This is a genomic window from Myxococcus sp. AM010 (assembly GCF_013372585.1).
Taxonomy (GTDB): Bacteria; Myxococcota; Myxococcia; order Myxococcales; family Myxococcaceae; genus Myxococcus; species Myxococcus vastator.
On the sequence record NZ_JABXEO010000001.1, the window covers coordinates 342,627 to 368,054 of the forward strand.

General features: G+C 70.7%; 7 protein-coding genes. 6 read left to right on the forward strand and 1 reads right to left on the reverse strand.

Annotated elements, in window-relative coordinates; all coding sequences use genetic code 11:
* Positions 1-4 precede the first annotated feature (4 nt).
* The 5 genes from HV826_RS01330 (at position 5) to HV826_RS01350 (ending at position 23,534) form a co-directional block, all read left to right on the forward strand.
* Positions 5-14,245: a non-ribosomal peptide synthetase gene (locus HV826_RS01330; protein WP_176415179.1), complete on the forward strand. Its 14,241-nt coding sequence runs from the start codon at positions 5-7 to the stop codon at positions 14,243-14,245.
* Positions 14,238-18,398, forward strand: coding sequence for an amino acid adenylation domain-containing protein (locus HV826_RS01335; protein ID WP_176415180.1), 4,161 nt, complete (start codon positions 14,238-14,240; stop codon positions 18,396-18,398). The genes HV826_RS01330 and HV826_RS01335 overlap by 8 nt, the downstream gene beginning before the upstream one ends.
* A 20-nt stretch (positions 18,399-18,418) precedes the next feature.
* Positions 18,419-19,723: an MFS transporter gene (locus tag HV826_RS01340; protein WP_255207702.1), complete on the forward strand. Its 1,305-nt coding sequence runs from the start codon at positions 18,419-18,421 to the stop codon at positions 19,721-19,723.
* A gap of 63 nt (positions 19,724-19,786) precedes the next feature.
* Positions 19,787-21,511 carry a fatty acyl-AMP ligase gene (locus HV826_RS01345; protein ID WP_368670814.1) on the forward strand — a complete coding sequence of 575 codons (1,725 nt, stop codon included), beginning with the start codon at positions 19,787-19,789 and terminating at the stop codon, positions 21,509-21,511.
* Positions 21,512-21,722: 211 nt separating this feature from the next.
* Positions 21,723-23,534 (forward strand): hypothetical protein, encoded by a 1,812-nt coding sequence (locus tag HV826_RS01350; RefSeq protein WP_176415183.1) that lies wholly within the window; start codon positions 21,723-21,725, stop codon positions 23,532-23,534.
* Between the two features lie 21 nt (positions 23,535-23,555).
* Here HV826_RS01350 and HV826_RS01355 read toward each other — a convergent pair whose 3' ends face one another.
* Positions 23,556-24,458, reverse strand: coding sequence for a LysR family transcriptional regulator (locus HV826_RS01355; RefSeq protein ID WP_176415184.1), 903 nt, complete (start codon positions 24,456-24,458; stop codon positions 23,556-23,558).
* Positions 24,459-24,533: 75 nt separating this feature from the next.
* Between HV826_RS01355 and HV826_RS01360 the strand changes: the two genes are divergently transcribed.
* A complete protein-coding gene (locus HV826_RS01360; RefSeq protein ID WP_176415185.1) occupies positions 24,534-25,367 on the forward strand; it encodes an NmrA family NAD(P)-binding protein in 834 nt (277 codons plus the stop codon).
* Positions 25,368-25,428: the final 61 nt, after the last annotated feature.

Below are 25,428 nucleotides of genomic sequence, written 5' to 3' on the forward strand. Positions count from 1 at the left end.
AGACATGAGCGCTGAATCCTTTGTCTTTCCTGTCTCCTTCGCACAGCAGCGGCTGTGGTTCCTCCACCTGATGCAGCCGGAGAACCCGAGCTACCACATCGCTGGCGCGGTCCGGCTGGGAGGCACGCTTGACACGGCCGCGCTCCAGCGCGCCTTCGACGTGCTGGTGGAACGGCACGAATCGCTCCGCACCACCTTCGCGCAGGAGGAGGGTCAGCCGGTCCAGGTCGTCGCGCCCGAAGGCACCGCGTCCTTCGCCGTCACCGACCTGTCATCACTGCCCCAAGCCGGGCGGGAGGCGGAAGCACGGCGGCTGGCCACCGAGGAGATTCGCCAGCCCTTCGACTTGATGAAGGGCCCGCTGCTGCGCACGCGGCTGCTGCGGCTGGCGGACACCGACCATGTCCTGGTGCTGACGATGCACCACATCATCTCGGACGGTGCGTCGCTGGGCATCCTCATCCACGAGATGACGCAGCTCTACGGCGCGTTCATCGCCCAGCGCGAGCCGGAGCTGCCCGAGCTGCCCATCCAGTACGCGGACTTCGCCGAGTGGCAGCGCGAGTGGATGGCGACGGAGGGCGCGCTCGACGCGCACGTGACGTACTGGAAGCAGCAGCTCGCGGGCGCCCCCGTGTTGCAGCTCCCCACGGACCGTCCACGCCCGGCCGTCCAGACGCAGCGCGGAGACGCCCTGCCCCTGCACCTGCCGACGGCGCTGGTGAAGGCGCTCCAGCAGGTGGGCCAGCGTGAGAACGCCACCCTCTTCATGACGGTGCTGGCCGCGTTCCAGGCCCTGCTGTCGCGCTACACGCACCAGACGGACATCCTGGTCGGCGCGCCGCAGAACAGCCGCAACCGGGTCCAGACGGAGGGCCTCATCGGCTTCTTCGTCAACACGCTGGTGCTGCGCGCGGACCTGTCCGGCAACCCGTCCTTCCGCGAGCTGCTCCAGCGCGTGCGGGAGGCGACGCTGGGCGCGTATGCGCACCAGGACATCCCGTTCGAGAAGCTGGTGGAGGCGGTGCAGCCCGCCCGCAACCTGGCCTACACGCCGCTGTTCCAGGCCGCGTTCAACTTCCAGGGCATGGCGGGCCAGGCGCTGGCCCTGCCCGGCGTCACCATCCAGCTACTGGACCTGCAACCGGGGACGTCGAAGTTCGACGTGACGCTGGACCTCCAGGAGACCGCGGACGGCCTGCGGGGCTTCGTCGAGTACAACAGCGACCTCTTCGACCGCGCGACCCTGGAGCGCTTCGTGGGGCACTTCCAGACGCTGCTCGCGGGAGTCGCGGCCAACGCGGAGCTGCGCCTGGACGCGCTGCCGCTGCTCACGTCGCCCGAGCGGCATCAGCTCCTCGAGGTCTGGCCCGCGCTGAAGTCCTTCCCGGGCTCGGACACGCTGCACGGCCGCTTCGAGGCCCAGGTGCGCCAGCGCCCCGACGCCATCGCGGTGGTCGCCGACGGAGAGCGCCTCACCTACGCGGAGCTGGACCGGCGGGCCAACCAACTGGCCCATGCGCTGATTTCGCGCGGCGTCCAGCCCGAGGGGTTGGTGGGCCTCTGCGTGGAGCGCTCCCTGGCCACGGTGGTGGGCATCCTCGGCATCCTGAAGGCGGGCGCCGCCTACGTACCGCTCGACCCGACCTATCCCGCGGACCGTCTGGCCTTCATGGTGGCGGACAGCCGGATGTCACTGGTGGTGACGCAGCGGCCCCTCATCGAGCGGCTGCCCGCCGAGGGCGCGGCGCTGCTCATCCTGGATGAAGCCGCCGAGGAGCTCGCGCGGCAACCTGCCCACGCGCCCGGACTGGCGACGACGCGTGAGCAGCTCGCGTACGTCATCTACACCTCGGGCTCCACCGGCCTGCCCAAGGGCTCCCTGCTCCCGCACGGCAACGTGATGCGCCTGTTCGAGGCGACGGAGCACTGGTTCCATTTCAACGAGCACGACGCGTGGACGTTGTTCCACTCATACGCGTTCGACTTCTCCGTCTGGGAGCTCTGGGGCGCCCTGCTCCACGGCGGCCGGGTGGTGGTGGTGCCGTATCTCGTCTCGCGCTCGCCCGATGCCTTCTTCCGGCTGCTGAGCGATGAGCGCGTCACGGTGCTGAACCAGACGCCCGCGGCCTTTCGTCAGCTCATCCAGGCCGAGGAGCGCCTGGGCGCGGAGGCGCCACCCCTGTCGCTGCGCTACGTCGTCTTCGGCGGCGAGGCCCTGGAGCCAGCCACCCTGGTGCCCTGGTTCCGCAAGCACGGGGATGCCCAGCCTCGGCTCATCAACATGTACGGCATCACCGAGACGACGGTGCACGTCACCTACCGTCCCATGGACGCCGCCGAGGCGGAGCGCACGCAGCAGAGCCCCATTGGCGTCGCGATTCCCGACCTCCAGCTCTACGTGCTGGACGCGCGGCTGGAGCCGGCGCCCATTGGCGTGGCGGGTGAAATCTTCGTCGGTGGCGCGGGCCTCGCTCGTGGCTACCTGGGCCGGCCGCGGCTCACGGCGGAGCGCTTCGTCCCCCACCCGTTCAGCCGCGAGCCCGGTGCCCGGCTCTACCGCACGGGCGACCTGGCGCGCTTCACCGCGGACGGGCAGCTCGAGTACCTGGGCCGCATCGACCACCAGGTGAAGATTCGCGGCTTCCGCATCGAGCTGGGCGAAATCCAGACGGTGCTCAGCCTGCACCCGGCGGTGCGCGAGGCGCTGGTGCTCGTGCGTGAGAGCTCGCCCGGAAACAAGTCCCTGGTGGCCTACGTCGCGACGTCCGAGCAGCCTCCGCCCAGCGTCAACGAGCTGCGCCAGCACCTGCTCGGCAAGCTGCCGGACTACATGGTCCCCAGCGCCTTCGTGATGCTGGAGCGCTTCCCGCTCACGGCGAACGGCAAGGTGGACCGCAAGGCCCTGCCGGAGCCCGACGGCGCGCGCGCGGACCTGGCTGGCCAGTACGCCGCGCCCCGGACGAAGGTGGAGGAGGCCCTCTGCGCCATCTGGGCGCAGGTGCTGGAGGTCCCGCGCGTGGGCATCCACGACAACTTCTTCGCGCTGGGTGGCGACTCCATCCTGAGCATCCAGGTGCTCACGCTGGCGCAGAAGCAGGACATCCGCTTCTCGTTGCAGCAGCTCTTCCAGCACCAGACGGTGGCGGAGCTGGCGGAGGCCGCGGGGGAGGCGGAGCCGGCGCGTGAGGTCTTCCCGCGCACCGAGCCCTTCAGCCTCGTCTCCGCCGAGGACCGGGCGAAGGTGCCCGCGAGCGTGGAGGACGCCTACCCGCTGGCCCGCATCCAGGCCGGCATGCTCTTCCACATGGAGCTGGCGCCCACCTCGAACATCTACCACAACACCGACAGCTTCCATCTGCGACTGAAGGCACCGTTCGACGCCGCGCGCTTCGTGGAGGCCGTGCAGGTGGTGACGGCGCGTCAGCCCGTGCTGCGCACGGCGTTCGACATGACGTCGTACAGCGAGCCGTTGCAGTTGGTGCACCGCGAGGCCCACCTCTCCGTCGAGGTCACCGACGTCCGCCACCTGTCCACCGACGCGCAGGACGCCGAGGTCCGCAAGCTGCTGGAGGACGAGAAGCAGCGACACTTCGACCTCGCGTGCCCTCCGCTGCTGCGCTTCTTCGTGCACGTCCGTGGGGAACGGGACTTCCAGTTCACGCTCACGGAGTGCCACGCCATCATCGACGGCTGGAGTCTCCACTCCACGCTGGTGGAGATGTTCAACCACTACTACGCGCTGGTGAACCACCAGGAGCCGCCGCGCTTCGAGCCGCTGAGCATCACCTACCGCGACTTCGTGGCCATGGAGCGGCAGGCCCTCGCGTCCGAGGACCACCAGCGCTACTGGCGCGAGCTGCTGGAGGACGGACAGGTCATGCGCGTTCCGCGCTGGCGCCGTCCGCTGGCGGAGGGTGAGCCGCGCATCGCCACGGTGAAGGTGCCCATCGCCCCCGAGGTGGGAGCGGGCCTGAATGCCCTGACGCGCAGCGCGGGCGTGCCCTTCAAGAGCATCCTGCTCGCGTCGCACCTCAAGGTGATGAGCGTGCTGAGCGGCCAGGAGGACGTCATCACCGGCACGGGCGTCAACAGCCGCCCCGAGGAAGGCGATGGCTCGAAGCTGCGCGGCATCTTCCTCAACACGGTGCCCTTCCGCCTGAAGCTGGCCCCGGGCAGTTGGCTCTCACTGGTCCGCGCCGCCTTCGACGCGGAGCGAGGGCTCTACCCGTACCGCCGCTACCCCATGGCGGAGATTCAGCGGCAGTGGGGCCGCGAGACGCTCTACGAAGTCATGTTCAACTACATGCACTTCCACGTCCTCCACGACATCGCGGGCACTCTCGCGGAGCTGGAGGCGCTGAGCACCATCCGCTCCGAGGGCACCAACGTCACCCTCGCCGTCCACTTCCAGACCGAGCCCCACACGCAGGAGCTCACGCTGGAGCTGGACTACAACGCCGTCGAGCTGGAGCACGCCCAGGTGGAGCAGGTTGGCGCGTGCTTCGCGCGCGTCCTCCACGCGCTGGCCTTCGAGTCCGACGCTCCGCACCACACCTCCAGCCCGCTGCCCGCCGACGTACAGCGCCGGATGCTCGTGGAGTGGAACGACACCGCCGCCGCGCTGCCCGTGGAGCCCACGTTCCAGGCGCTCTTCGAGGCTCGCGCCGCCGCCACGCCGGACGCGCTCGCCGTGGTCGATGGCGAGCGGACGATGACGTACAGCGAGCTGGACACGCGCGCCAATCAGCTCGCGCGTCATTTGCTGTCGCTGGGCGCGGGCCCGGAGCGCGTGGTGGCGCTGGGAGTGGACCGCTCCATCGAGCTGGCCACCAGCTTGCTGGCCACGCTCAAGGCCGGCGCGGCCTACCTGCCGTTGGACCCGAGCTATCCCGCCGAGCGGCTGGCGTACATGCTGTCCGACTCGCGCGCCATGGTGCTGCTCACCACGCAGGCGCATGAGGCCACCTTCGCGGCCTCCAGCGTACCCCGGCTCCTGATGGAGCAGGAAGCAGCCCGGCTGGCGACGTTGCCCTCGGGTACACCGGCGGCGTCCGCCTCCGGCGACTCGCTGGCCTACGTCATCTACACCTCGGGCTCCACGGGCCTGCCCAAGGGCACGCTGCTCACGCAGCGCGGCCTGCTCAACTACCTGACGTGGGCTCAGGACGCCTACGCGGTGAAGCCGGGCCAGGGCTCGCTGGTCCACACATCCATCGCGTTCGACGCGACCATCACCAGCCTCCTCACGCCGCTGCTCGCCGGAGCGACCGTCCACCTGGTGCCTTCGGGGCGCGAGGTGGAAGCGCTCGCGCTCGCGCTTCAGCAGCCGCGAGGGCATGACCTGGTCAAGCTCACGCCGGCCCACCTCCAGGTGCTGTCCGGGCTGATGGCGCCAGAGGCCCTGGCGAAGCTGACCGGCACCTTCGTCGTGGGTGGCGAGGCCCTGCCGCCCTCCACCGTGGCCTTCTGGCGCAAGCACGCGCCCCAGGTCCGGCTCATCAACGAGTACGGCCCCACGGAGACGGTGGTCGGCTGCTCCATCCACGACGTCAGCGCGGGCGAGTTGCCCGGCGGCATCGTCCCCATCGGCCGGCCCATCGCCAACACGGCGCTCTACGTGCTGGACGCGCGCATGCAGCCGGTGCCGGTGGGCGTCTCGGGCGAGCTCTACATCGGCGGCACCGGCGTGGCGCGCGGCTACCTGGGCCGCCCTGCCCTCACCGCCGAGCGCTTCGTGCCGGATCCGTTCAGCCAGCAGCCGGGACAGCGCCTCTACCGCACGGGCGACCAGGCCCGCTTCCTGCCGGACGGCACGCTGGAGTTCCTGGGCCGCCGCGACGGGCAGGTGAAGCTGCGCGGCTACCGCATCGAGCTGGGCGAAATCGAAGCCACCGTTCGTCAGCACGCGTCCGTGCGGGACGCGGTCGTCCTCGTGCGCGAGGACGTCCCCGGCGACCAGCGGCTGGCCGCCTACGTCATCCCGCACGAGGGCACGGCGGTGGATACGGCCGGCCTGCGCGCCTTCCTCCAGCAGCGGCTGCCCGAGCACATGGTGCCCGCCGCCCTGGTCGCGCTGGAGGCCCTGCCGCTCACGGCCAACGGCAAGGTGGACCGCAAGGCCCTCCCCGTCCCCGACGGCCTGCTGTCCTCCGAGTCACACGCGGCGCCGCGAAACGGCACCGAGGAGCTGATGGCCAGCATCTGGTCGGACGTGCTGCGCACGAACCGGGCTGGCATCCACGACCACTTCTTCGACCTGGGTGGCCACTCGCTGCTGGCCACGCGCGTGGTGTCGCGGATTCGCGAGGCCTTCGGCGTGGAGCTGCCCATCGCGGCGCTCTTCGAGGCGCCCACCATCGCCACGCTGTCGGAGCGCGTCCAGGTGCTCCAGGCCCAGCAGGCCGGTGAAGCGCCGCCCCCGCCGCTCGTGCCCTCCTCCCGCGAGGGCGAGCTGCCCCTGTCCTTCGCGCAGCAGCGCCTCTGGTTCCTGTACCAGATGGAGCCGGACAGCCCCTTCTACAACATGCCCGCCGTCATCCGGCTGACGGGCGCGTTGAATCCAGACACCGTGCAGCGCTGCCTGGAGGCGATCATCCGCCGCCACGAGTCGCTGCGCACGACGTTCCGGATGAATGGCCAGACGCCTGTCCAGGTCATCCACCCGCCCGTGGCACCGAAGGTGGAGACCGCCGACCTGCGCGGCCTTCCGCCCGAGCACCGTGAAGTCGAAGCGCGCCGCCTGTCCGATGAGGAGGCCCGCCGTCCCTTTGACCTGACGCGCGGCCCGCTCTGCCGGATTGGGCTCATCCAGTTGGAGGACCAGGAGCACCTGCTGCTGCTGACGCTGCACCACATCATCGCGGACGGCTGGTCCCTGTCCGTGCTCGTCCGCGAGGTCGCCGAGCTCTATGGCGCCCTGTCCGCGGGCCAGCCGCCGCCGCTGGCCGCCCTGCCCGTCCAGTATGCGGACTACGCGCGGTGGCAGCGGGAGTGGCTGTCGGGCCCGGTGCTGGAGCGGCAGCTCGACTACTGGAAGCAGCGGCTCACCGGGGCTCCGCCCCACCTGGACCTCCCTACGGACCGTCCACGGCCTCCAGTGCAGAGCTTCCGCGGCGCCACGCAGCGGGGCGTGCTGCTGCCCGTGGAGGCGGCCAAGGCATTGCAGGCGCTCTGCCGGAAGGAGAGCGTCACCCCGTTCATGGCGGTGATGGCGGCCTTCCAGACGCTGATGCACCGCTACACCGGCGAGACGGACATCGTCGTCGGCACGGACATCGCCAACCGCAACCGCTCTGGCACCGAAGGGCTCATCGGCTTCTTCATCAACCAGCTCGTCATGCGTGGCGACCTGAGCGGGGACCCCAGCTTCCGCGCGCTGCTGGCGCAGACGCGGCGGGTGGCGCTGGATGCCTACGCCCACCAGGACCTCCCCTTCGAGGAGCTGGTGAAGGCGCTCAACCCGGAGCGCGACCTCAGCTACTCGCCGCTGTTCCAGGTGAAGCTCATCCTCCAGAACGCGCCGTCCTCCGACCTCCACCTGGACGGGCTGACGCTGCGCGAGGAGACCAGCACCACCGGCGCCGCCAAATTCGACATGACGTGGGTGGCCACGGAGACGGAGCAGGGCCTGGAGTGCCTGTGCGAGTACAGCACCGACCTGTTCGACGCGGCCACCATCGACCGGATGATGGGCAACCTGCGTGAGCTGCTCCTGGGCGCCCTGGCCGCTCCAGAAGCGCGCGTCTCGCGACTCCCGCTGCTGTCCCAGCCGGAGCGTCAGCAGTCGCTGCTGGCGTGGAACGACACCGCCACGCCCCGAAGCCCGGGCCTCTGCGCGCATCACCTCTTCGAGCAGCAGGCGGCACGGACGCCAGACGCGGTGGCGGTGTCCTTCGAGGGACAGCAACTCACGTACCGCGAACTGGACGCGCGGGCGAACCAGCTCGCCTGGCACCTGAAGACGTCCGGCGTGGGGCCCGAGGTCCGCGTGGGCCTGTGCGTGGACCGCTCGCTGGAGCTGGTAGTCGGTATCCTCGGCATCCTCAAGGCCGGAGGCGCGTGGCTGCCGCTGGACCCGTCCTATCCGGTGGAGCGGCTGACGCTGATGATGCGTGACGCGGCCATCCCGGTGCTCGTCACGCAGGAGCACCTGGCGGATGAGCTCCCCGCGCTCGGGTTGCTGGTCTGCCTGGACACGGACTGGCCGCTCATCGCCAGCCAGCCGCGAACGTCGCCCGCGGTGGAGATGTCCGAGGACAACCTCGCGTACATCATCTTCACGTCGGGCTCGACGGGGCGGCCCAAGGGCACGCTGCTGCCCCACCGGGGCCTGTGCAACACGGCGCTGGCCGCCATCCAGGCCCACCGCGTCCACGAGAAGAGCCGCGTGCTGCAGTTCGCCGCCTTCGGCTTCGACGCGTCGGTGTGTGAGGTGTTCTCCACGCTGCTCGCGGGCGCACAGCTCTGCCTCGCGCCCCGGGACGCCATCATGCCCGGCGCGCCGCTCCAGGGACTGCTGGCCGCGCAGGAGATCACGGGCGTCACGCTGACGCCGTCGGTATTGGCGCAGTTGGAGCCGGAGGCGTTGCCGAAGCTGGAGTCCGTCGTCTCCGCGGGCGAGGCCTGCTCGCCGGAGCTGGCGCGCCGGTGGCTGAAGTCCCGACGCTTCATCAACGCCTACGGCCCCACCGAGGCGACCATCTGCGCGTCGGTGGACGAGGCCGTGGACCCCGACCGGCTGGGCATCGGCCGCGCGTGGGCCAACGTCCGGCTCTACGTGCTGGATGGCCACTTGCAGCCGGTGCCCGTGGGCGTGCCGGGTGAGCTGTTCATCGGCGGCGTGGGCGTCGCGCGCGGCTACCTGGGCCGGCCGGACCTGAGCGCCGAGCGCTTCGTGCCGGACCCGTTCGCGGTGGAGCCCGGAGGACGGCTGTACCGGACGGGAGACCGGGTGCGCTGGCTGGCCGAAGGGCGGCTGGAGTTCCTGGGCCGCCTGGACCACCAGGTGAAGCTGCGCGGCTTCCGCATCGAGCTGGGCGAAATCGAAGCGGCGCTGGCCGGGCACCCGGAGGTACAGGACGCCGCGGTGCTGGTGCGGGAGGAGACCCCGGGCCGCAAGCAACTGGTGGCCTACGTCGTCGCCGACGATGTGGAGCAGCCGCCCGAGCAGGACGCCCTGCGCCGGGCCCTGGAGTCGCGCCTGCCCGAGTACATGGTGCCGTCCGCCTTCATCATGCTGAAGGCCATGCCGCTGACGGCCAGCGGCAAGGTGGACCGCGAGGCCCTGCCCTCGCTGGCGCAGGAGCACGTGAAGCGCGAGCACGTCCACGTCGCGCCTCGCGACCCGGTGGAGCAGGCGCTGGCGGACATCTGGGCGAAGGTGCTGTCCCGCGAGCGCGTCAGCATCCACGACAACTTCTTCGAGCTGGGTGGCGACTCCATCGTCAGCATCCAGGTCATCGCGCGGGCGCTGGAGGCCGGGCTGCACATCAGCCCGCGACAATTCTTCCAGTACCAGACCATCGCCGCCCTGGCCCCGCATGTGGGTCAGGCCCAGGTCGTGGAGAGCGAGCAAGGCCCCGTGACGGGCGCCGTCCCGCTCACGCCCATCCAGCACTGGTTCTTCGAGTGGCGGCTCCCGCACCTCCATCACTACAACCAGTCGCTGCTGCTGGGCCTGCGTCAGCCCGTCGCCGCGGCCGTGCTCCAGGACGCGCTGCGGGCCCTGGTCGCGCACCACGACGCGCTCCGCCTGCGCTTCGAGCGGACCGCCGACGGCTGGCGTCAGGAGAGCCTGGGGCTCGACAGCACCGTGACGCTGCGCGAGGTTGACCTGTCCGGCCTGGACGAGGCCGCGCAGCGCGCCGCCTTGGAGGAAGAGGGCCTGCGTGCCCAGTCGGGCTTCCGGCTGGACGAGGCGCCGCTGGTGGTGGCCGTGCGCTTCCACCTGGGGCCCCAGCGTGGCGACCGGCTGCTGCTCGGCATCCACCACCTCGCGGTGGACGCCGTGTCCTGGCGTGTCCTGCTCATGGACCTGGAGACGGCGTGTCAGCAGCTCAGCCAGGGGCAGCCGGTGGCGCTGCCTCCGAAGACGACGTCCTTCCAGGAATGGGCGCGTCGCCTGGAGTCCTTCGCGGCCAGCGAGGAGCTGGAACACGAAGCCGACTCCTGGCTGAGCCAGGGTGAAGACACGGCGCCGCTCCCCGTAGACACCGCGGACGGCGACAACACCCTGGCGTCCGCGCGCACGCTGACGGTGGCGCTGGAGGTCGAGGAGACCCGGCTGCTGCTTCAGGAGGTGCCGACGGCCTGGCGCGCCCGCATCGACGAGGTGCTGCTGACGGCGCTCGCGCAGGCCCTCTCCACCTGGACGGGACAGCGCCGGCTGCGCGTCCAGTTGGAAGGCCATGGCCGCGAGGACCTGTTCGACGGCGTGGACCTGAGCCGCACCGTGGGCTGGTTCACCAGCGCCTACCCGGTGACGCTGGAGCTGCCTCGGGATGGCAGCGTAGGTGACGAGCTCCGCGCCGTACGTGATTCGCTGCGGCGGGTGCCGCGCAAGGGCCTGGGTTATGGCCTCGTGCGCTACATGCGCCAGGACGAGCGAGGCTCCCGGCTCCGTGCGCAGCCGGAGGCGGCGGTGGCCTTCAACTACCTGGGCCAGCTCGACTCGGCGTTGCCCACCTCGTCGCTGCTGGCGCCCGCGGACGAGTCCTTCGGCGCGCAGCAAGGGGCGCTCGGCCAGCGGCGGCAGGTGCTGGAGGTGAATGCCCACGTCTTCGGAGGCAAGCTGGAGGTGTCCTTCACCTACAGCGAGGCGCTGCACCAGCGCACCACGGTGGGCGCGCTGGCGCAGGGCTACCTCCGCGCGCTCCGGGCCCTGGTGGACCAGCGGCGCGGCGAGGACGCGGCGCGGTTCTCGCCGGTGGACTTCCCGCTGGCGAAGGTGACGCAGGCCACGCTGAACGACCTGATGCGGTCGCACCCGGGCATGGAGGACCTCTATCCGCTGTCGCCCATGCAGCAGGGCATGCTCTTCCACGCCATGCTCGACCCGGACTCGGGGATGTACTTCGAGCGCGCGGCGTGGACGCTGGACGCGGACCTGAACCGCGAGGCGCTGCGCGAGGCCTGGCAGCAGGTGATGGCGCGCTACCCCATCCTCCGCACCTGCTTCGTGGGTGAGGAGCTGGAAGCGCCGCTCCAGCTCGTGAACCGCAAGGCCGTGCTGCCGTGGGAAGAGCAGGACTGGAGCCACCTGTCCGAGCCGGAGCAGCAGACCCGGCTGTCGGCCTGGATGGACGCGGACCGGGCGCGGGGCTTCAACTTGAAGCGGGCCCCGCTGATGCGCGTGGGCGTCCTGCGCCTGGGCGTCCGGACGTGGCGTGTGGTGTGGAGCTTCCACCACTTGCTGCTCGACGGCTGGAGCGTGGGCCGCGTCCTCAACGAGATGCTGGCCCTCTACGACGCGCAGCTCCGCCAGCAGCCGCTGCGCCTGGAGCAGCCGCCGGTGTTCCGCGACTACATCGCCTGGCTCCAGAGCCGGGAGGTTTCGCAGGCGGAGTCCTGGTGGAAGCAGGCGCTGCAAGGCTTCGGAGAGCCCACGCCCCTCCCCGGTGAGACGGGGGGGCAGGCGCGCACCGCGCCGCAGGTCATGGGCGAGCGCAAGGTCCACCTGTCCGCCGAGCTGACGGAGCAGCTCCGCGCCTTCTCGCGGCGGCACCAGGTGACGCTCAGCACGCTGGTCCAGGCGGCCTGGGCGCTGGTGCTCGGACGTCACGCGGGACAGGACGACGTCGTCTTCGGCGTCACCGTCGCGGGCCGTCCGCCGGAGCTGCCGGGCGTGGAGCAGATGGTGGGCCTGTTCATCAACACGCTGCCGGCCCGCGTGTCGCTGCCGGCCCAAAGCAAGGTGGTGGACTGGCTGAAGGCGCTCCAGGCGTGGCAGGTGGAGCGGGCGCCGTTCGAGTACGCGCCGCTGGTCAAGGTCCAGGGCTGGAGCCCCGTGCCGCGTGGCACCCCGCTCTTCGAGAGCCTCGTCGTCTTCGAGAACTACCCCGTGGAGGACTCGGTGCGGCAGGGCGCGGGCGCGCTGGAGGTGCGCGACGTCACCGCCCAGGAGCGCACCAACTATCCGCTGACGCTCTCCGCCCACGCGGACAAGGAGCTGATGCTGAACCTGGACTTCGAGTCCCCGCGCCTCGGCGCGGAGGCCATGGCGCGGCTGCTGGAGCAGCTCCAGACGGTCCTGGTGGGCATCCTCGGCGCGGAGGACCAGCACCTGTGGGAGCTGTCGCTGCTCACGCGGGAGGCCCGTCGTGAGGTGCTGGTCGACTGGAACGACACGCACGTCCCCGGGCTGGGCGCCTGCCTGCACGAGCTCTTCGAGGCGCAGGTCCAGCGGACGCCGGACGCGGTCGCCGTGGTCGCGCCGGAGGCGGGCTCGCTCACGTACGGGCAGCTCGACGCGAAGGCGAACCAGCTCGCGCACCACCTGCGCGCCCGGGGCATTGGCCCCGAGGTGCTGGTGGGCGTGTGCCTGGAGCGGACGCCGGAGCTGCTGGTGGCGCTGCTGGGCATCCTCAAGGCGGGCGGCGCCTACGTCCCGCTCGACCCCACCTACCCGGCCGAGCGACTGGCGCGTATGGCCTCCGAGGCCCGGCTCTCCCTGCTGCTCACCCAGCAATCCCTGGTGGAGACCTTCGTCAACCCCGAGGTTTCCCTCTACCTGCTGGACACGGAGGCACCAGCGCGCGCGGCCCTGCCCATTCAGGCTCCGACGCGGCTCACCACGCTGGACAGTCTGGCCTACGTCGTCTTCACCTCCGGCTCCACGGGCACGCCCAAGGGCGTGATGATTTCGCACCGGAGCTGGACCAACGCGTACCTCGGCTGGGAGCGGAGCTACGGCCTGCGGGAGCACTGCCGTAGCCACCTGCAGATGGCCAGCTTCTCCTTCGACGTGTTCGCGGGGGACTTGTCCCGGGCGCTGTGCTCGGGCGGCAGGCTGGTGCTCTGCCCGCGGGAGTGGCTGCTCGAACCGCCCTACCTGCTCGCCTTGATGAAGGAGCAGGCCGTGGACTGCGCCGAGTTCGTCCCCGCCGTGCTGCGCGGGCTGCTCCAGCACCTGGAGGAGACGGGCCAGACGCTGGACTTCATGCGCGTCCTCGTGGCCGGCTCCGACGCCTGGTACGTGAATGAGTACCACCGCCTCCAGGCCGTCATCGGCGACGACACGCGGCTCATCAACTCGTATGGCGTCAGCGAGGCGACCATCGACAGCACCTGGTTCGAGAGCGGCGACCTGGGCCTGAGCGACACGCAGCTGGTCCCCATTGGCCGTCCCTTCGCCAACAACCGCCTCTACGTGCTGGACGCGCATCAGCAGCCGGTGCCCGCCGGCATCGCGGGTGAGCTCTTCATCGGCGGCGAGGGCGTGGCGCGCGGCTACTGCCACCGCCCCGACCTGAGCGCGGAGCGCTTCGTCCCCGACCCGTTCGCCACCGAGCCCGGCGCGCGGCTCTACTGCACGGGTGACAGGGCGCGGTACCTGCCGGGAGGCGACCTGGAGTTCCTCGGCCGGGCGGACACGCAGGTGAAGCTGCGCGGCTTCCGCGTCGAGCTGGGCGAAATCGAGTCCGCGCTGGGCAAGCACCCGGCCGTCCAGGGCGCGGTGGTGCTGCTGCGCGAGGACCCGGGGATGCCCCGCAGGCTCGTCGCCTACGTGGTGGGCTCGGACCTCAGCGACACGGCGGTGCTCCGTGAGCACCTGCGGGAGCGCCTGCCCGACTACATGGTGCCGGCCGTCTTCGTGCGCCTGGAGGCCATCCCCCTGAGCCCGAACGGCAAGGTGGACCGCAAGGCCTTCCCGGCGCCGGACGCGAACCAGCGCACGGGCGAGCAGTGTCTGGTCGAGCCCCGCTCGGAGACGGAGTCGAGCATGCTGACGCTCTGGAAGGACGTGCTGGGCCAGGCGTCGCTGGGCGTCACGGACGACTTCTTCGACGTGGGCGGGCACTCGCTGCTGGCCACGCAGATCATCTCGCGCACCAACGCGATGTTCCAGGTGACGCTGCCGCTGCGCGCCCTCTTCGAGCACCCCACCATCGCGGGGCTGGCGGAGCAGGTGGTGCTCGCGCAGTTGGAAGGCGTGGATGAGGCCGCGCTGGCCGCGGCCATGGAGGACGTCGGCGACCTGTCGGACGCGGACCTGGAGAAGCTCCTGGAGGGGACGAATGAGTGAGCTGCTCAAGAAGCTCGCGAACCTCTCCCCGGAGAAGCGCGAGGCGGTGCTCAAGAAGCTGCGGCAGCAGAACGTGGTCGCGGCGCCGAAGGAGGAGGCGCGCACGCCTGGAATCCCGCGCGCCTCACGCGAGCAGCCGCTGCCGCTCTCCTTCCCCCAGCGTCGGCTCTGGTTCCTGGACCAGTTCGAGCCAGGGACGCCCGCCTACAACATCCCGGAGTTCGTGCGCCTCACCGGGCCGCTCCACGTCCCCTCCCTGGAGCGCGCGCTGAACGAGGTCATCCGGCGCCATGAGGCGCTGCGCACGACCTTCGTCGCGAAGGACGGCGAACCCCAGCAGCGCATCCTCCCGGAGCTGACGCTGTCGCTGGGCGTGCTGGACCTGAGCTACCTGCCAGCCACCAGGCGCGGGCCCCTGTGCGAGGAGCTGGCGCTCCAACTCGCGGGGACGTCCTTCGACCTCGCGGCGGGGCCCCTGCTCCACGCGAGGCTGGTGCGCATGGGCGACGAGGACCACGTCCTCCTGCTCGTCGTACACCACATCGTGTCGGACGGCTGGTCCACCGGCATCTTCGTCCAGGAGCTGACGGCGCTCTACGCCGCCTTCTCTCAGGACAAGCCGTCACCGCTGCCGGACCTCCCGCTCCAGTACGCGGACTTCGCGGCCTGGCAGCAGCAGTGGATGCAGGGCGACGTGCTGGCGGCGCAGCTCGACTACTGGCGGCGGCAGCTCGAAGGGAGCGACAGCGCGCTCAAGCTGCCCACCGACCGGCCGCGCCCGCGCGTGCGCACCTACGCGGGCGGCAAGCGGAGCTTCCAGGTGGACCCGGCGGTGGCCCAGCAACTGAAGGCGCTGGGGACGCAGGAGAAGGCGTCGCTCTACATGGTGCTGCTGGCGGCGCTCCAGACGCTGCTGCACCGCTATACGCGCGAGCCGCGCATCAGCGTCGGCACGTACATCGCGAACCGGAACCGGACGGAGGTGGAGCCCCTCATCGGCTTCTTCCTCAACACGCTCGTCATGCGCACGGGGCTCGAAGGCAACCCCACCTTCCGGGAGCTGCTGCGGCGCGTGGTGGACGTGACGCTGGGGGCCTACGGGCACCAGGACATCCCCTTCGAGAAGCTGCTGGAGGAGCTGGCGCCGTCGCGAGACACCAGCCACTCCCCTTTCTTCCAGGTGATGCTGGTGCTCCAGAACACGCCCACGCCGCCCGCCGAGCTGGGCGCGCTGCGGATGGAGTCCTTCAGCGTCTCGGGTGAAGCCTTCGCGCAGTTCGACCTGACGCTGTGGTTCTCCGAGGAGGCCGGTGGCCTGCAAGGCATCTGGGAATACAACCGGGACCTCTTCGACGCCTCCACCGTCGAGCGGATGGTCGCCCACTTCCAGACGCTGCTCGCGGGCATCGCCGCGAACCCGGCGCAGCGGCTCATCGAGCTGCCGGTGCTTCCGCCGAAGGAGCGTCAGCGCATCCTGCGCGACTGGAACCAGGCCCGGCTCGACGTGCCCCCGGGCACGTGCCTCCATCACCTCATCGAGGCGCACGCGGCGCGCACGCCTGACGCCATCGCCGTCACGGACCCCGAGCGCCGGCTCACCTACGCGCAGCTCAACGCGAAGGCCAACCAACTGGCGCACCACCTGCGCGCCGTGGGCGTGGGGCCCGAGCGAATCACCGGCGTCTTCCTGGACCGCTCCGTGGACATGGTGGTCGCGGTGCTCGCCGTGCTCAAGGCGGGCGGAGCCTACGTGCCGTTGGATCCGTCGTACCCACCGGAGCGCACGGCGCTGATGCTCGCGGACAGCCGGCCCGCGGTGCTCGTCACCCGCCAGGGCCTGGCGTCCCTCCTGTCCGCGCCGCTGCCGCCCGTGGTGGACATCGACACGGACGCGGAAGCCATCGCCGCGAGGCCCGCGACGACGCCCGAAGGCGGCGCGAGCCCCGAGCACCTCGCCTACGTCGTCTACACGTCAGGCTCCACGGGCCGCCCCAAGGGCGTGATGATTTCGCACCGGAGCTTCGCCAACGCCTACCTCGCCTGGGAGCGCGACTACCGGCTGCCCGAGCTGCGCGCCCACCTCCAGATGGCGAGCTTCTCCTTCGACGTGTTCTCCGGCGACCTCGCCCGGGCGCTCGGCGCGGGGAAGACGCTGGTCCTCTGCCCGCGTGAATGGCTGCTCGAGCCCGAGAAGCTCTACGGGCTGATGCAGCGCGAGCAGGTGGACAGCGGCGAGTTCGTCCCCGCCGTCGCCCGCCTGCTGATGGGGCACCTCCAGGAGCACCAGCTCCGGCTGGACTTCATGCGCCTGCTCATCGTCGGCTCCGACACCTGGGACATGCGCGAGTACCACCAGCTCCGCGGCCTGTGCGGCCCGGACACGCGGCTGGTGAGCTCCTACGGCCTGAGCGAAGCCACCATCGACAGCACGTACTTCGAGCAGCCGGAGCCCGCGCCCAGCGAGCAGATCGTCCCCATTGGCCGCCCCTTCGCCAACACGCAGATGTACCTGCTGGACAGCGCGATGCAGCCAGTGCCCATCGGCATTCCAGGGGAACTCTTCGTGGGCGGAGACGGGCTCGCGCGTGGCTACTGGGGCCAGGCGCACCTGACCGCCGAGCGCTTCGTGCCCAACCCCTTCAGCGCCACGCCGGGCGCGCGCCTGTACCGCACGGGCGACCTGGCCCGGTACACGGAGGACGGCACCCTCGCCTTCATCGGCCGCAACGACACGCAGGTGAAGCTTCGCGGCCACCGCATCGAGCTGGATGAAATCAAGGCGAAGCTGCTGGAGCACCCGGCGGTCCAGGCCGTGGAGCTGCTCGTCCACGAGGACGCGGGCAACAAGCAGCTCGTCACCTACCTCACGCTCACGGCGCCGGACGTGGCAACGGCCGAGGACTTGCGGCAGCACCTCAAGAAGCACCTGCCGCCGTACATGGTGCCCGCGGCCTTCGTCATCCTGTCGGCGTTCCCGTTGACGCCCAACGGCAAGGTGGACCGCAAGGCCCTGCCCGCGCCGGAGAGCGTCCGCCGCGACGCGCAGGACGGCTTCGTCGCCCCACGCGACGAGGTGGAGACCCGGCTCGCGGCCATCTGGGAGGAGCTGCTGGCGGTGCGCCCCATCGGCGCGCACGACAACTTCTTCGACCAGGGCGGCCATTCATTGCTGGCCGTCCGGCTGATGGTGCGCATCCGCGAGCAGTTCGGCCGAGCCCTTCCGCTGTCGGTCCTCTTCCAGAACCCCGCGCTGGAGCAGCTCGCCAAGGCGCTTCACGAAGAGGCGGCGCCCGCCCCGTGGTCGCCGCTGGTGACGCTCCAGCCGGGAGTAGGCCGCCCCGCCCTGTTCTGCGTCCCGGGTGCCGGCGGCAACGCCGTCTACCTCCGCGAGCTGGCCCAGGCGCTGGGCCCCACCCTGCCGGTGCATGCGTTCCAGGCACGCGGGCTGGATGGCCGCGCACAGCCGCACCGCTCCGTCGAGGAGATGGCCGCGTGCTACGTCGAGGCGCTCAAGCAGGTACAGCCTCAGGGGCCCTACCACCTGCTGGGCCACTCCTTCGGGAGCTGGGTCGCCTTCGAGATGGCGCAGCAGCTCCGGAAGCAGGGCGAGCCGATTGCCTTCCTGGGCATCCTCAACACCACCGTCCCGGTGAACGAGGCGCCGCCAAGCGAGGCGCCCCCGTTCGACGACGCGGACTGGATGGCCTCCGTCGCGAGCACGGCGGGCCGCCTCTATGGCGTGGACCTGGGCATCTCCGCCGAGACACTCCGGCCGCTGGCTCCCGAGGCGCGCCACGAGCACCTGACGCGCAGGCTGGTCCAAGCAGGCCTCCTCCCCGATGGCGCGGACAGCCAGCAGGTCCAGGGCTTCATCGAGGTCTACAAGGCCGCGTACGCGATTGACTACGTCCCCCGGGACACGCTCCCCGTCCCCGTCGCCCTCTTCCGGGCCCAGGAGCGGCACGAGGAAGACGGCATCGTCCCCGAGTCCTTCACGGACGACCCGAGCTGGGGCTGGGGCCACCACGCCTCCGCGGCCGTCACGCCCGTGACGGTGCCGGGAGACCACATGACGATGCTGGCCGCGCCTCACGTCCAGGTGCTGGCGGAGCACGTCCGCCAGGGCCTCCTCCGCGCCGGGGCCCTTCGATGACGGCGGCGCCGGCCTTCCCCATGAAGACCGCCGTCTCCATCTGGCTGGGACAGGTCCTGTCGCTGCTGGGCTCTGGGCTGACGAGCTTCGCGCTCGGCGTCTGGACGTACAAGACGACGGGCGACGTGACGCAGTACGCGCTGGTCATGCTCTCCGCGACGCTGCCCGCCATCCTGCTCGGGCCCGTGGCCGGAGCGCTGGTGGACCGCTGGAACCGCCGCTGGGTGATGGTGCTCAGCGACACGGCCGCGGGCCTGTCGAGCCTCGTGCTGGCGCTGCTGCTGTTCAACGGGCTGCTGCAGCCCTGGCATGCCTACGTCACCACCGCCGTGGTGTCGGTGGCCAGCGCGTTCCAACAGCCCGCCTTCGCCGTCCTCGTCTCCACGGTGGTGCCGCCACGGCACCTGGGTCGGGCCAACGGCCTGGTGCAGATCGGGCTCGCGTTCTCCCAGTTGGTGGCGCCCCTGTTGAGCGCCACGTTGCTGGAGCTCATCGAGCTCAAGGGCATCCTGCTCATCGACGCGACGACGCTGGTGCTCGGCACGCTGCCCCTGCTCCTGGCGCGCATCCCCCGGGAACACCTCGTGTCTGGGTCTGGCGAGGAGCGGGTGCCGCTGCTAGCGGCCATCCGGGCTGGCGGCGCCTACCTTCGCGCGACGCCAGGACTGCTCGCGCTCATCGGCTTCCTCGCGGCCAGCAACTTCCTGACAGGCACCGTCGAGGTGCTCGTCACGCCGCTGGTCCTGTCGTTCGCGGACGTGCGGACGCTGGGCGCGCTCACCACGGCGGGGGGCGTTGGCATGCTGGTGGGCAGCCTGGTCATCAGCGCCTGGGGTGGGCCCAAGCGGCTGGTGCATGGCGTGCTCGGGTTCCAGCTCACCTGTGGCCTCGCGCTCATCAGCGTCGGGCTGGCCACCGCCGTCCCCGTCCTGGCCGGTGTCGCCTTCGCGTTCTTCTTCGGCCTGCCCATCATCAATGGATCCAGCCAGGCCCTGCTCCAGCGCATCGTGCCCCTGGCGCTGCGCGGCCGGGTCTTCGCCTTCACCAGCACCATCACCGGCGCCATGTTGCCGCTGGCGTACACACTGGCCGGACCGCTGGCGGACCACGTCTTTGAACCCGCCATGGCCTCGGGGGGAGCGCTCGTCCCCCTGCTGGGTGCGTTCGTCGGCGAGGGCCCGGGCCGGGGCATCGCCGTGATGTTCCTCATCGCGGGCGCGCTGTCGATTCTCATGACGCTGCTGTCCACGCTCTACCGCCCACTGCGCGAGCTGGAGGCGCCCCCGCTGGAGGCGCCCTCCGCCCAGCCCGCGGTGAGCCCTTGAAGCCTCCCCACACTTCCCACGACTTTCCCAAGGAGCCCCGCCGTGCCGAGTCCCAGCCGTTCCGTGCAGACCCTGACCGACCTGCTGCGCTGGCGCGCCTCGAATCAGAACGAGGCCCGCGCCTACACCTATCTCCAGGACGTCGAAGGCCAGGAGACCACCTGGACCTATGGCGAGCTGGACCGTCAGGCCCGCGCCATCGCCGCGGCGCTACAGGAGCACAAGGGCGCCGGAGAGCGCGCGCTGCTGCTGTATCCCCCCGGGCTGGACTACATCGCGGCGTTCTTTGGCAGCCTGTACGCGGGCGTCGCCGCGGTACCCGCCTATCCGCCCGTGCAGCTCCAGGCCGTCAATCGCATCCTCTCCATCCTCCAGGATGCGAAGCCGCGCTTCGCGCTCACCACGCGCGAAATCCTGGAGAGCGTGAACGCGCTGGCCGATTCCTACCCCGTCCTGAAGGAGATCCGCTGGATTGCCACGGACGCGCTGGAGGAAGGGCTGGAGGATGGCTGGAAGCGCCCCGCCATCACCGGCGACTCGCTGGCCTTCCTCCAGTACACGTCAGGCTCCACGTCGACGCCCAAGGGCGTGATGGTGCTGCACCGGAACCTGCTGTCGAACGAGGAGATGATTCGCCAGGGCTTCAGCCACGACGAGCAGAACACCACGTGCGGCTGGCTGCCGCTGTACCACGACATGGGGCTCATCGGCATCGTGCTCCAGCCGATGTACCTGGGCACACACTCCGTCGTGATGTCGCCCTGGTCCTTCCTGCAGCGCCCCATCCGCTGGCTGTCCGCCATCACGAAGTACCGCGCGACGACGAGCGGCGGTCCCAACTTCGGCTATGCGCTCTGCACGCGGAAGGTGAAGCCGGAGCAGCTCGCCTCGCTGGACCTGAGCTCGTGGCGCGTCGCCTTCAATGGCGCGGAGCCCGTGCGCGCCGACACGCTGGCGCACTTCGCGGACACCTTCGCGCCCGCGGGCTTCCGCCGGGAGGCCCTCTATCCCTGCTATGGGCTCGCGGAGGCGACGCTCTTCGTGTCGGGAGGCATCAGCGCCGAGCTGCCACGTCACCTCACCGTGGAGTCGGAGGCGCTCGAGCAGCACCGCGCCGTGCTGACGCAGCCGGGCCCGTCCGCGCGGACGCTCGTCAGCTCCGGGCGGAGCTGGGGTGACAGCCTCATCCGCATCGTGAACCCGGAGACGCTGGTGGCGTGCGCTCCAAGTGAGGTGGGCGAAATCTGGACGGCGGGCCCCCACGTCACCCACGGCTACTGGGGGCGCGAGGAGACGAACGCGGAGACCTTCCAGGCGCGCATCCAGGGCAGCGAGGAGGGGCCCTTCCTGCGCACCGGCGACCTGGGCTTCATGATTGACGGCGAGCTGTACGTCACCGGCCGCATCAAGGACCTCATCATCGTCGATGGACGGAACCACTACCCGCAGGACCTCGAGCTGACGGCGGAGGGCCAGCACCCGGCGCTCCGTCCTGGCTGCTCGGTGGCGTTCTCCGTGGACCATCCGGAGGGCGAGCGGCTGGTGGTGCTGGTGGAGGTCAGCGCCCGCTTCGCGCCGTCCGAACAGGGCAATGGCGAACAGGCCCTGGACGCGAGCGCGCTCCAGAAGCGCATCCGGCAGGCCGTGGCCGCCGCGCACTCCGTGGACGTGCATGAAGTCGTCCTGCTCCAACAGGGTGAGGTCCTCAAGACGTCCAGCGGCAAGGTCCAGCGGCGCGCCTGCCGGGCGAAGTACGTGGAGGGCAGCCTCCAGCGCTGGGAGGCGTAGTCCGTCCCCGCGCCCCTCCCAGGCCAGAACCGGGGCCTCTGGCATCGGCTCACCCGCGGACACTCCGGGAGCGAATCAGACGCGCGGGACTGCTGGTGCCTTGTGTGCGCGCCGCGGCTGAGGCATCCGGAGGGAGGCGGGAGACAGCACCCGCGCCCTCCGGGAGCAGCCCGCGCCGCTCCCCCTGGACATCCCACCGGGTACCCGCGACATGACGCTCCTCCCGCCGCCAGAGGTCCAGGACACCGCCCCCCGCAGGAGACGGTGGCCGCGCGCCGCGGCCTGGGCGCTGGGCGCACTCCTCATGTTGGAGGGCTCCATCAACGCGGCGCTCAACCTGGGCGCCGTCCAGGCCATCATGCGCCGGTCCACGAGCCGGACCGAGCTCGCCTGGAAGCGCGCCTGGTGGCTCTGGCCCTTCGGCCAGCTCCACCTCCGCGACTTCACGCTGACCCAGCAGAATCAGCACCAGTGGTGGCAGGTGAACCTGGACACGTTGGAAGCCAGCGTGTCGCTGACCGCCCTGCTGCGCAAGCGCGTGGACGTGCGGCGCATCGACGGACATGGCGCGCGCTTCCGGATTGAACCGTCGTTCGGCATCGAGGAGGAGCCCCCACCGGGCCCGGACTACCGCCCGTGGGTCATCCAGTTGGGAGCTGTGACAGTCCACGAGGTTCGCGAGCTGGACTTCGGCCGGGTCCGCTTCGTCGGGGACCTGGACGTGCAGGGCTCGCTGGACATCAAGGGCCGGGAGCGCATCCACGTCGAGACGCCATCGATTCGCGTCGTCTCCGGTGCCATGGAGGTCGACCGGAGGCCCGTGACCCGGTTCGAGCGGCTGGAGGCGAAGGCAGCGCTCGAGGTGCCCTTCACGGACGAGAAGGGCTGGGACCTCTCGCGGGCGCTGAGCGCGCGGGTGACGAGCCAACTGGAGCTGCTCCCGCTGGACTGGCTGAACGAGCACCTGGGTTCGGACAACGCCGTCTCCCTGAAAGGGGGCGCGGGCCAGGTGGACCTGGACCTCCACCTCAAGGACGGCGCGCTGGCCGGGGACAGCCGGGTTGACGTCCAGGGCCAGACGTTGAGCGTGCGGGCAGGCCCGCTCCGGGCGCGGGCGCCCTGGGCGCTCAAGGCATCTCTGACATCGGAGCGCCCGGACACGCGGAGAGGGACGGCCACGCTCACCTTCGCGCCCGTGCGGGTGTCCGGCCCCGAAGGCACGGGCGCAGAGGTCCCTGAAATCACCCTTACCGTGCTCGCGCGGCGCGGCGCGGGGCAACCGGACTGGGAGCTGGAGCCAAACCTCCGCGTGGCCCGGAGCCGGCCGTTGGACTTGAGGATGCTCAACCCCTGGCTGGCACGGACGATTGAAATCGACTCCGGCTCCATGACGGTGCAGAGCCGGGAGCGAGCGAAGGGGCGGGACTCGCTGCGGCTGAGCATGGACTCCGACCTGGTCTCCGGACGCATGGGGAACGTCAAGGTCCTGCTGCGCGCCGAGGCGGACGTGGACGCGCGGAACCTGTCATGGGATTCGAAGTCACTGTCCCTGACGGGGACGACGCTCCGGCTGACGAACGTGTCCACGAACGGCCCCGTGCCCATCCGCGCCTGGAGCGGCGTCTTCACCCTGCCCCAAGCCCGGCTGGCCCTGTCCCCGACGGTGCTGTCGGCGCGCTTCGCCAGCAAGCTCACGGACACGCAGCCCGTCGCCGCGCTGCTCACGTCCGCCAAGAACCTGCCGCGCTTCCTGACGTCCCTGCTCAACATCCGGGACGTCACGGTGACGGGCCGGGTGCAGATTGACGAGGGCGGGCTCCAGCTGCGCGAGCTGAAGGCGGACGGTGAGGGCTTCTCCCTGCGAGGCCACCTGGACCTCGCGGGCGGAGCGCTGCGGGGCGCGCTCCTGGCGACCCTGGGCGCCCTCACCGGCGGAATCGAGTTCAAGCCGGGTGGCCAGGAGCTGCACCTGCTGAACGCGAAGCAGTGGTTCGCGAAGCAGCCCGAGCCGCCGCTCCGGTAGGCGCCGCCTTCGCGCCACGAATCAGGCGGAGATGCCGGGCTGCTGCCGCAGGTAGGTGCGGATGGCGTCAACGGCGTGGCGCACCTTCGCCGGCTGTCCCGAGCGACGCGGCGTGACGGCCCAGAGCTGCATGGGGGAGAGGCGCCATTCGGGCAAGAGCACTTCGAGGCGTCCCAGTCTCAGGTCGTCTGCCACGTCGGCCAGGATGCAGCGCGTGATGCCCAGCCCCGCCGCGCACATCTGGTGGAGGGTGAGCTGGTTGTTGCTGGAGACCCGCGGCGTCACCTGGACACAACGGCTCGTCCCGGAGGGGCCCTGGAGGTCGAAGGCCAGGGTTCGGCCGTCCGCCACGACCGCGAGCCACTCGTGTCCAGGCAGGTCCTCGAGCGTGCGTGGCCGCCCCGCCTTCTTCAGATAGCCCGGGGCGGCACACAGCCCCAGGTGAAGGTGGCAGAGCGGCTGCGCTACCCAGGAGGAGTCCTTCATCTGGCCCGCACGGAGCGCCAGGTCGATGCGTTCATCAATGAGGTCGACCAGGCCATCATCCGCTTCGAGGCGAAGCTTCAAGGACGCGTGTCTGGCGAGCAGCGGCTCCAGCGAGGGCGCCACATAGCGAGCCAGGCCGAGCGGCAGGGAGATGCGCAGCTCCCCCGCGGGGGTGTCCCTCGCGAGCGAGAGCTGCTCACGGGCCCGCTCCGCCACCTCCACCATTTCACGGCAGTGGGCCGCGAACCGCGCGCCGGCGTCCGTGAGCGACAGCTTGCGGTTTGAGCGCCGCACCAGGATGACCCCGAAGGACTCCTCCAGGATGCGCAGCTGCTGGCTCACCGCGGAGGTGCTGATGCGGAGGTGCCGGGCCGCCGCGCTCAGCGAGCCCGCGCGGGCAATCTCAGCGAAGAGCGCCATGCGCTTCAGGTCGTCCATGTTGAAGCACAGCTTAAAGTTGATTCAGGGAGGCAGTCACTGCCGGCGTGCGGCGCCCCCCGTACCTTGGCGGCCATGACACCTCAACGAATCGCCGTCTTCGGAGCAACCGGTACCGTGGGTTCGCTCCTGGTGGATGTCCTCATGAAGCAGGGGCACCACGTCCGCGCGCTGTCCCGCAGGGCCGCCGCCCCTCCCGGCGCAGAGGCCGTGCGCTTCGACTTCGCCCAGCCTGGCCAGCTCGGCGCCGTGCTGGAGGGAATGGACGCGGCCCATGTCCTCATGCCCGCGGACAACCTGAGCGTCATCGAATACCTCACGCCCGTCATCCGCGCGGCGGCCGAGCGGGGCGTGAAGGTGGTGTTCCAGTCCGTCATGGGCGTGGAGGCGAACGAGGCGGACCCCTACCGACAGGTCGAGCTCCAGCTGGAGCGCTCAGGCCTCCCCTACGTCATCCTCCGGCCCAACTGGTTCTCCGACAACTTCCACCTCATGTGGAGCCATGACGTCCGCGCTGGACGCCTGATGCTCCCGGCGGGCGTCGGCGAGACGAGCTTCATCGACGCGCGTGACATCGCGGACGCCGCCGCCGTGGCGCTCACGACGAACCGGTTCGACGGGCGGGCCTTCACGCTCACGGGCCCCAGGGCGCTCAGCTTCAGCGAGGCCGCGGCCGTCGTGGCACGCGTGACGGGCCGGCCGCTCGAATACGTCGCGATTTCGGAGGGCGCCTTCATCCAGCGCATGTGCGACGCCGGCTTCGACGTCCCGTATGCGGAGATGCTCGCCGCGCTCTGCGCCGCTGTGCGTGAACAGTGGACCGCGGCCACCACGGACAGCGTCCAGGTGCTGACTGGCCACGCGGCGCGCTCGTTCGAGCAATACGCCCAGGAGCGCCTGAAGCTGTAGTGGTGGCTCGGTCCGACGTGAGACGCCCTCGTCGCGCGCTGAGCCTCCGCACCGTCTCGAC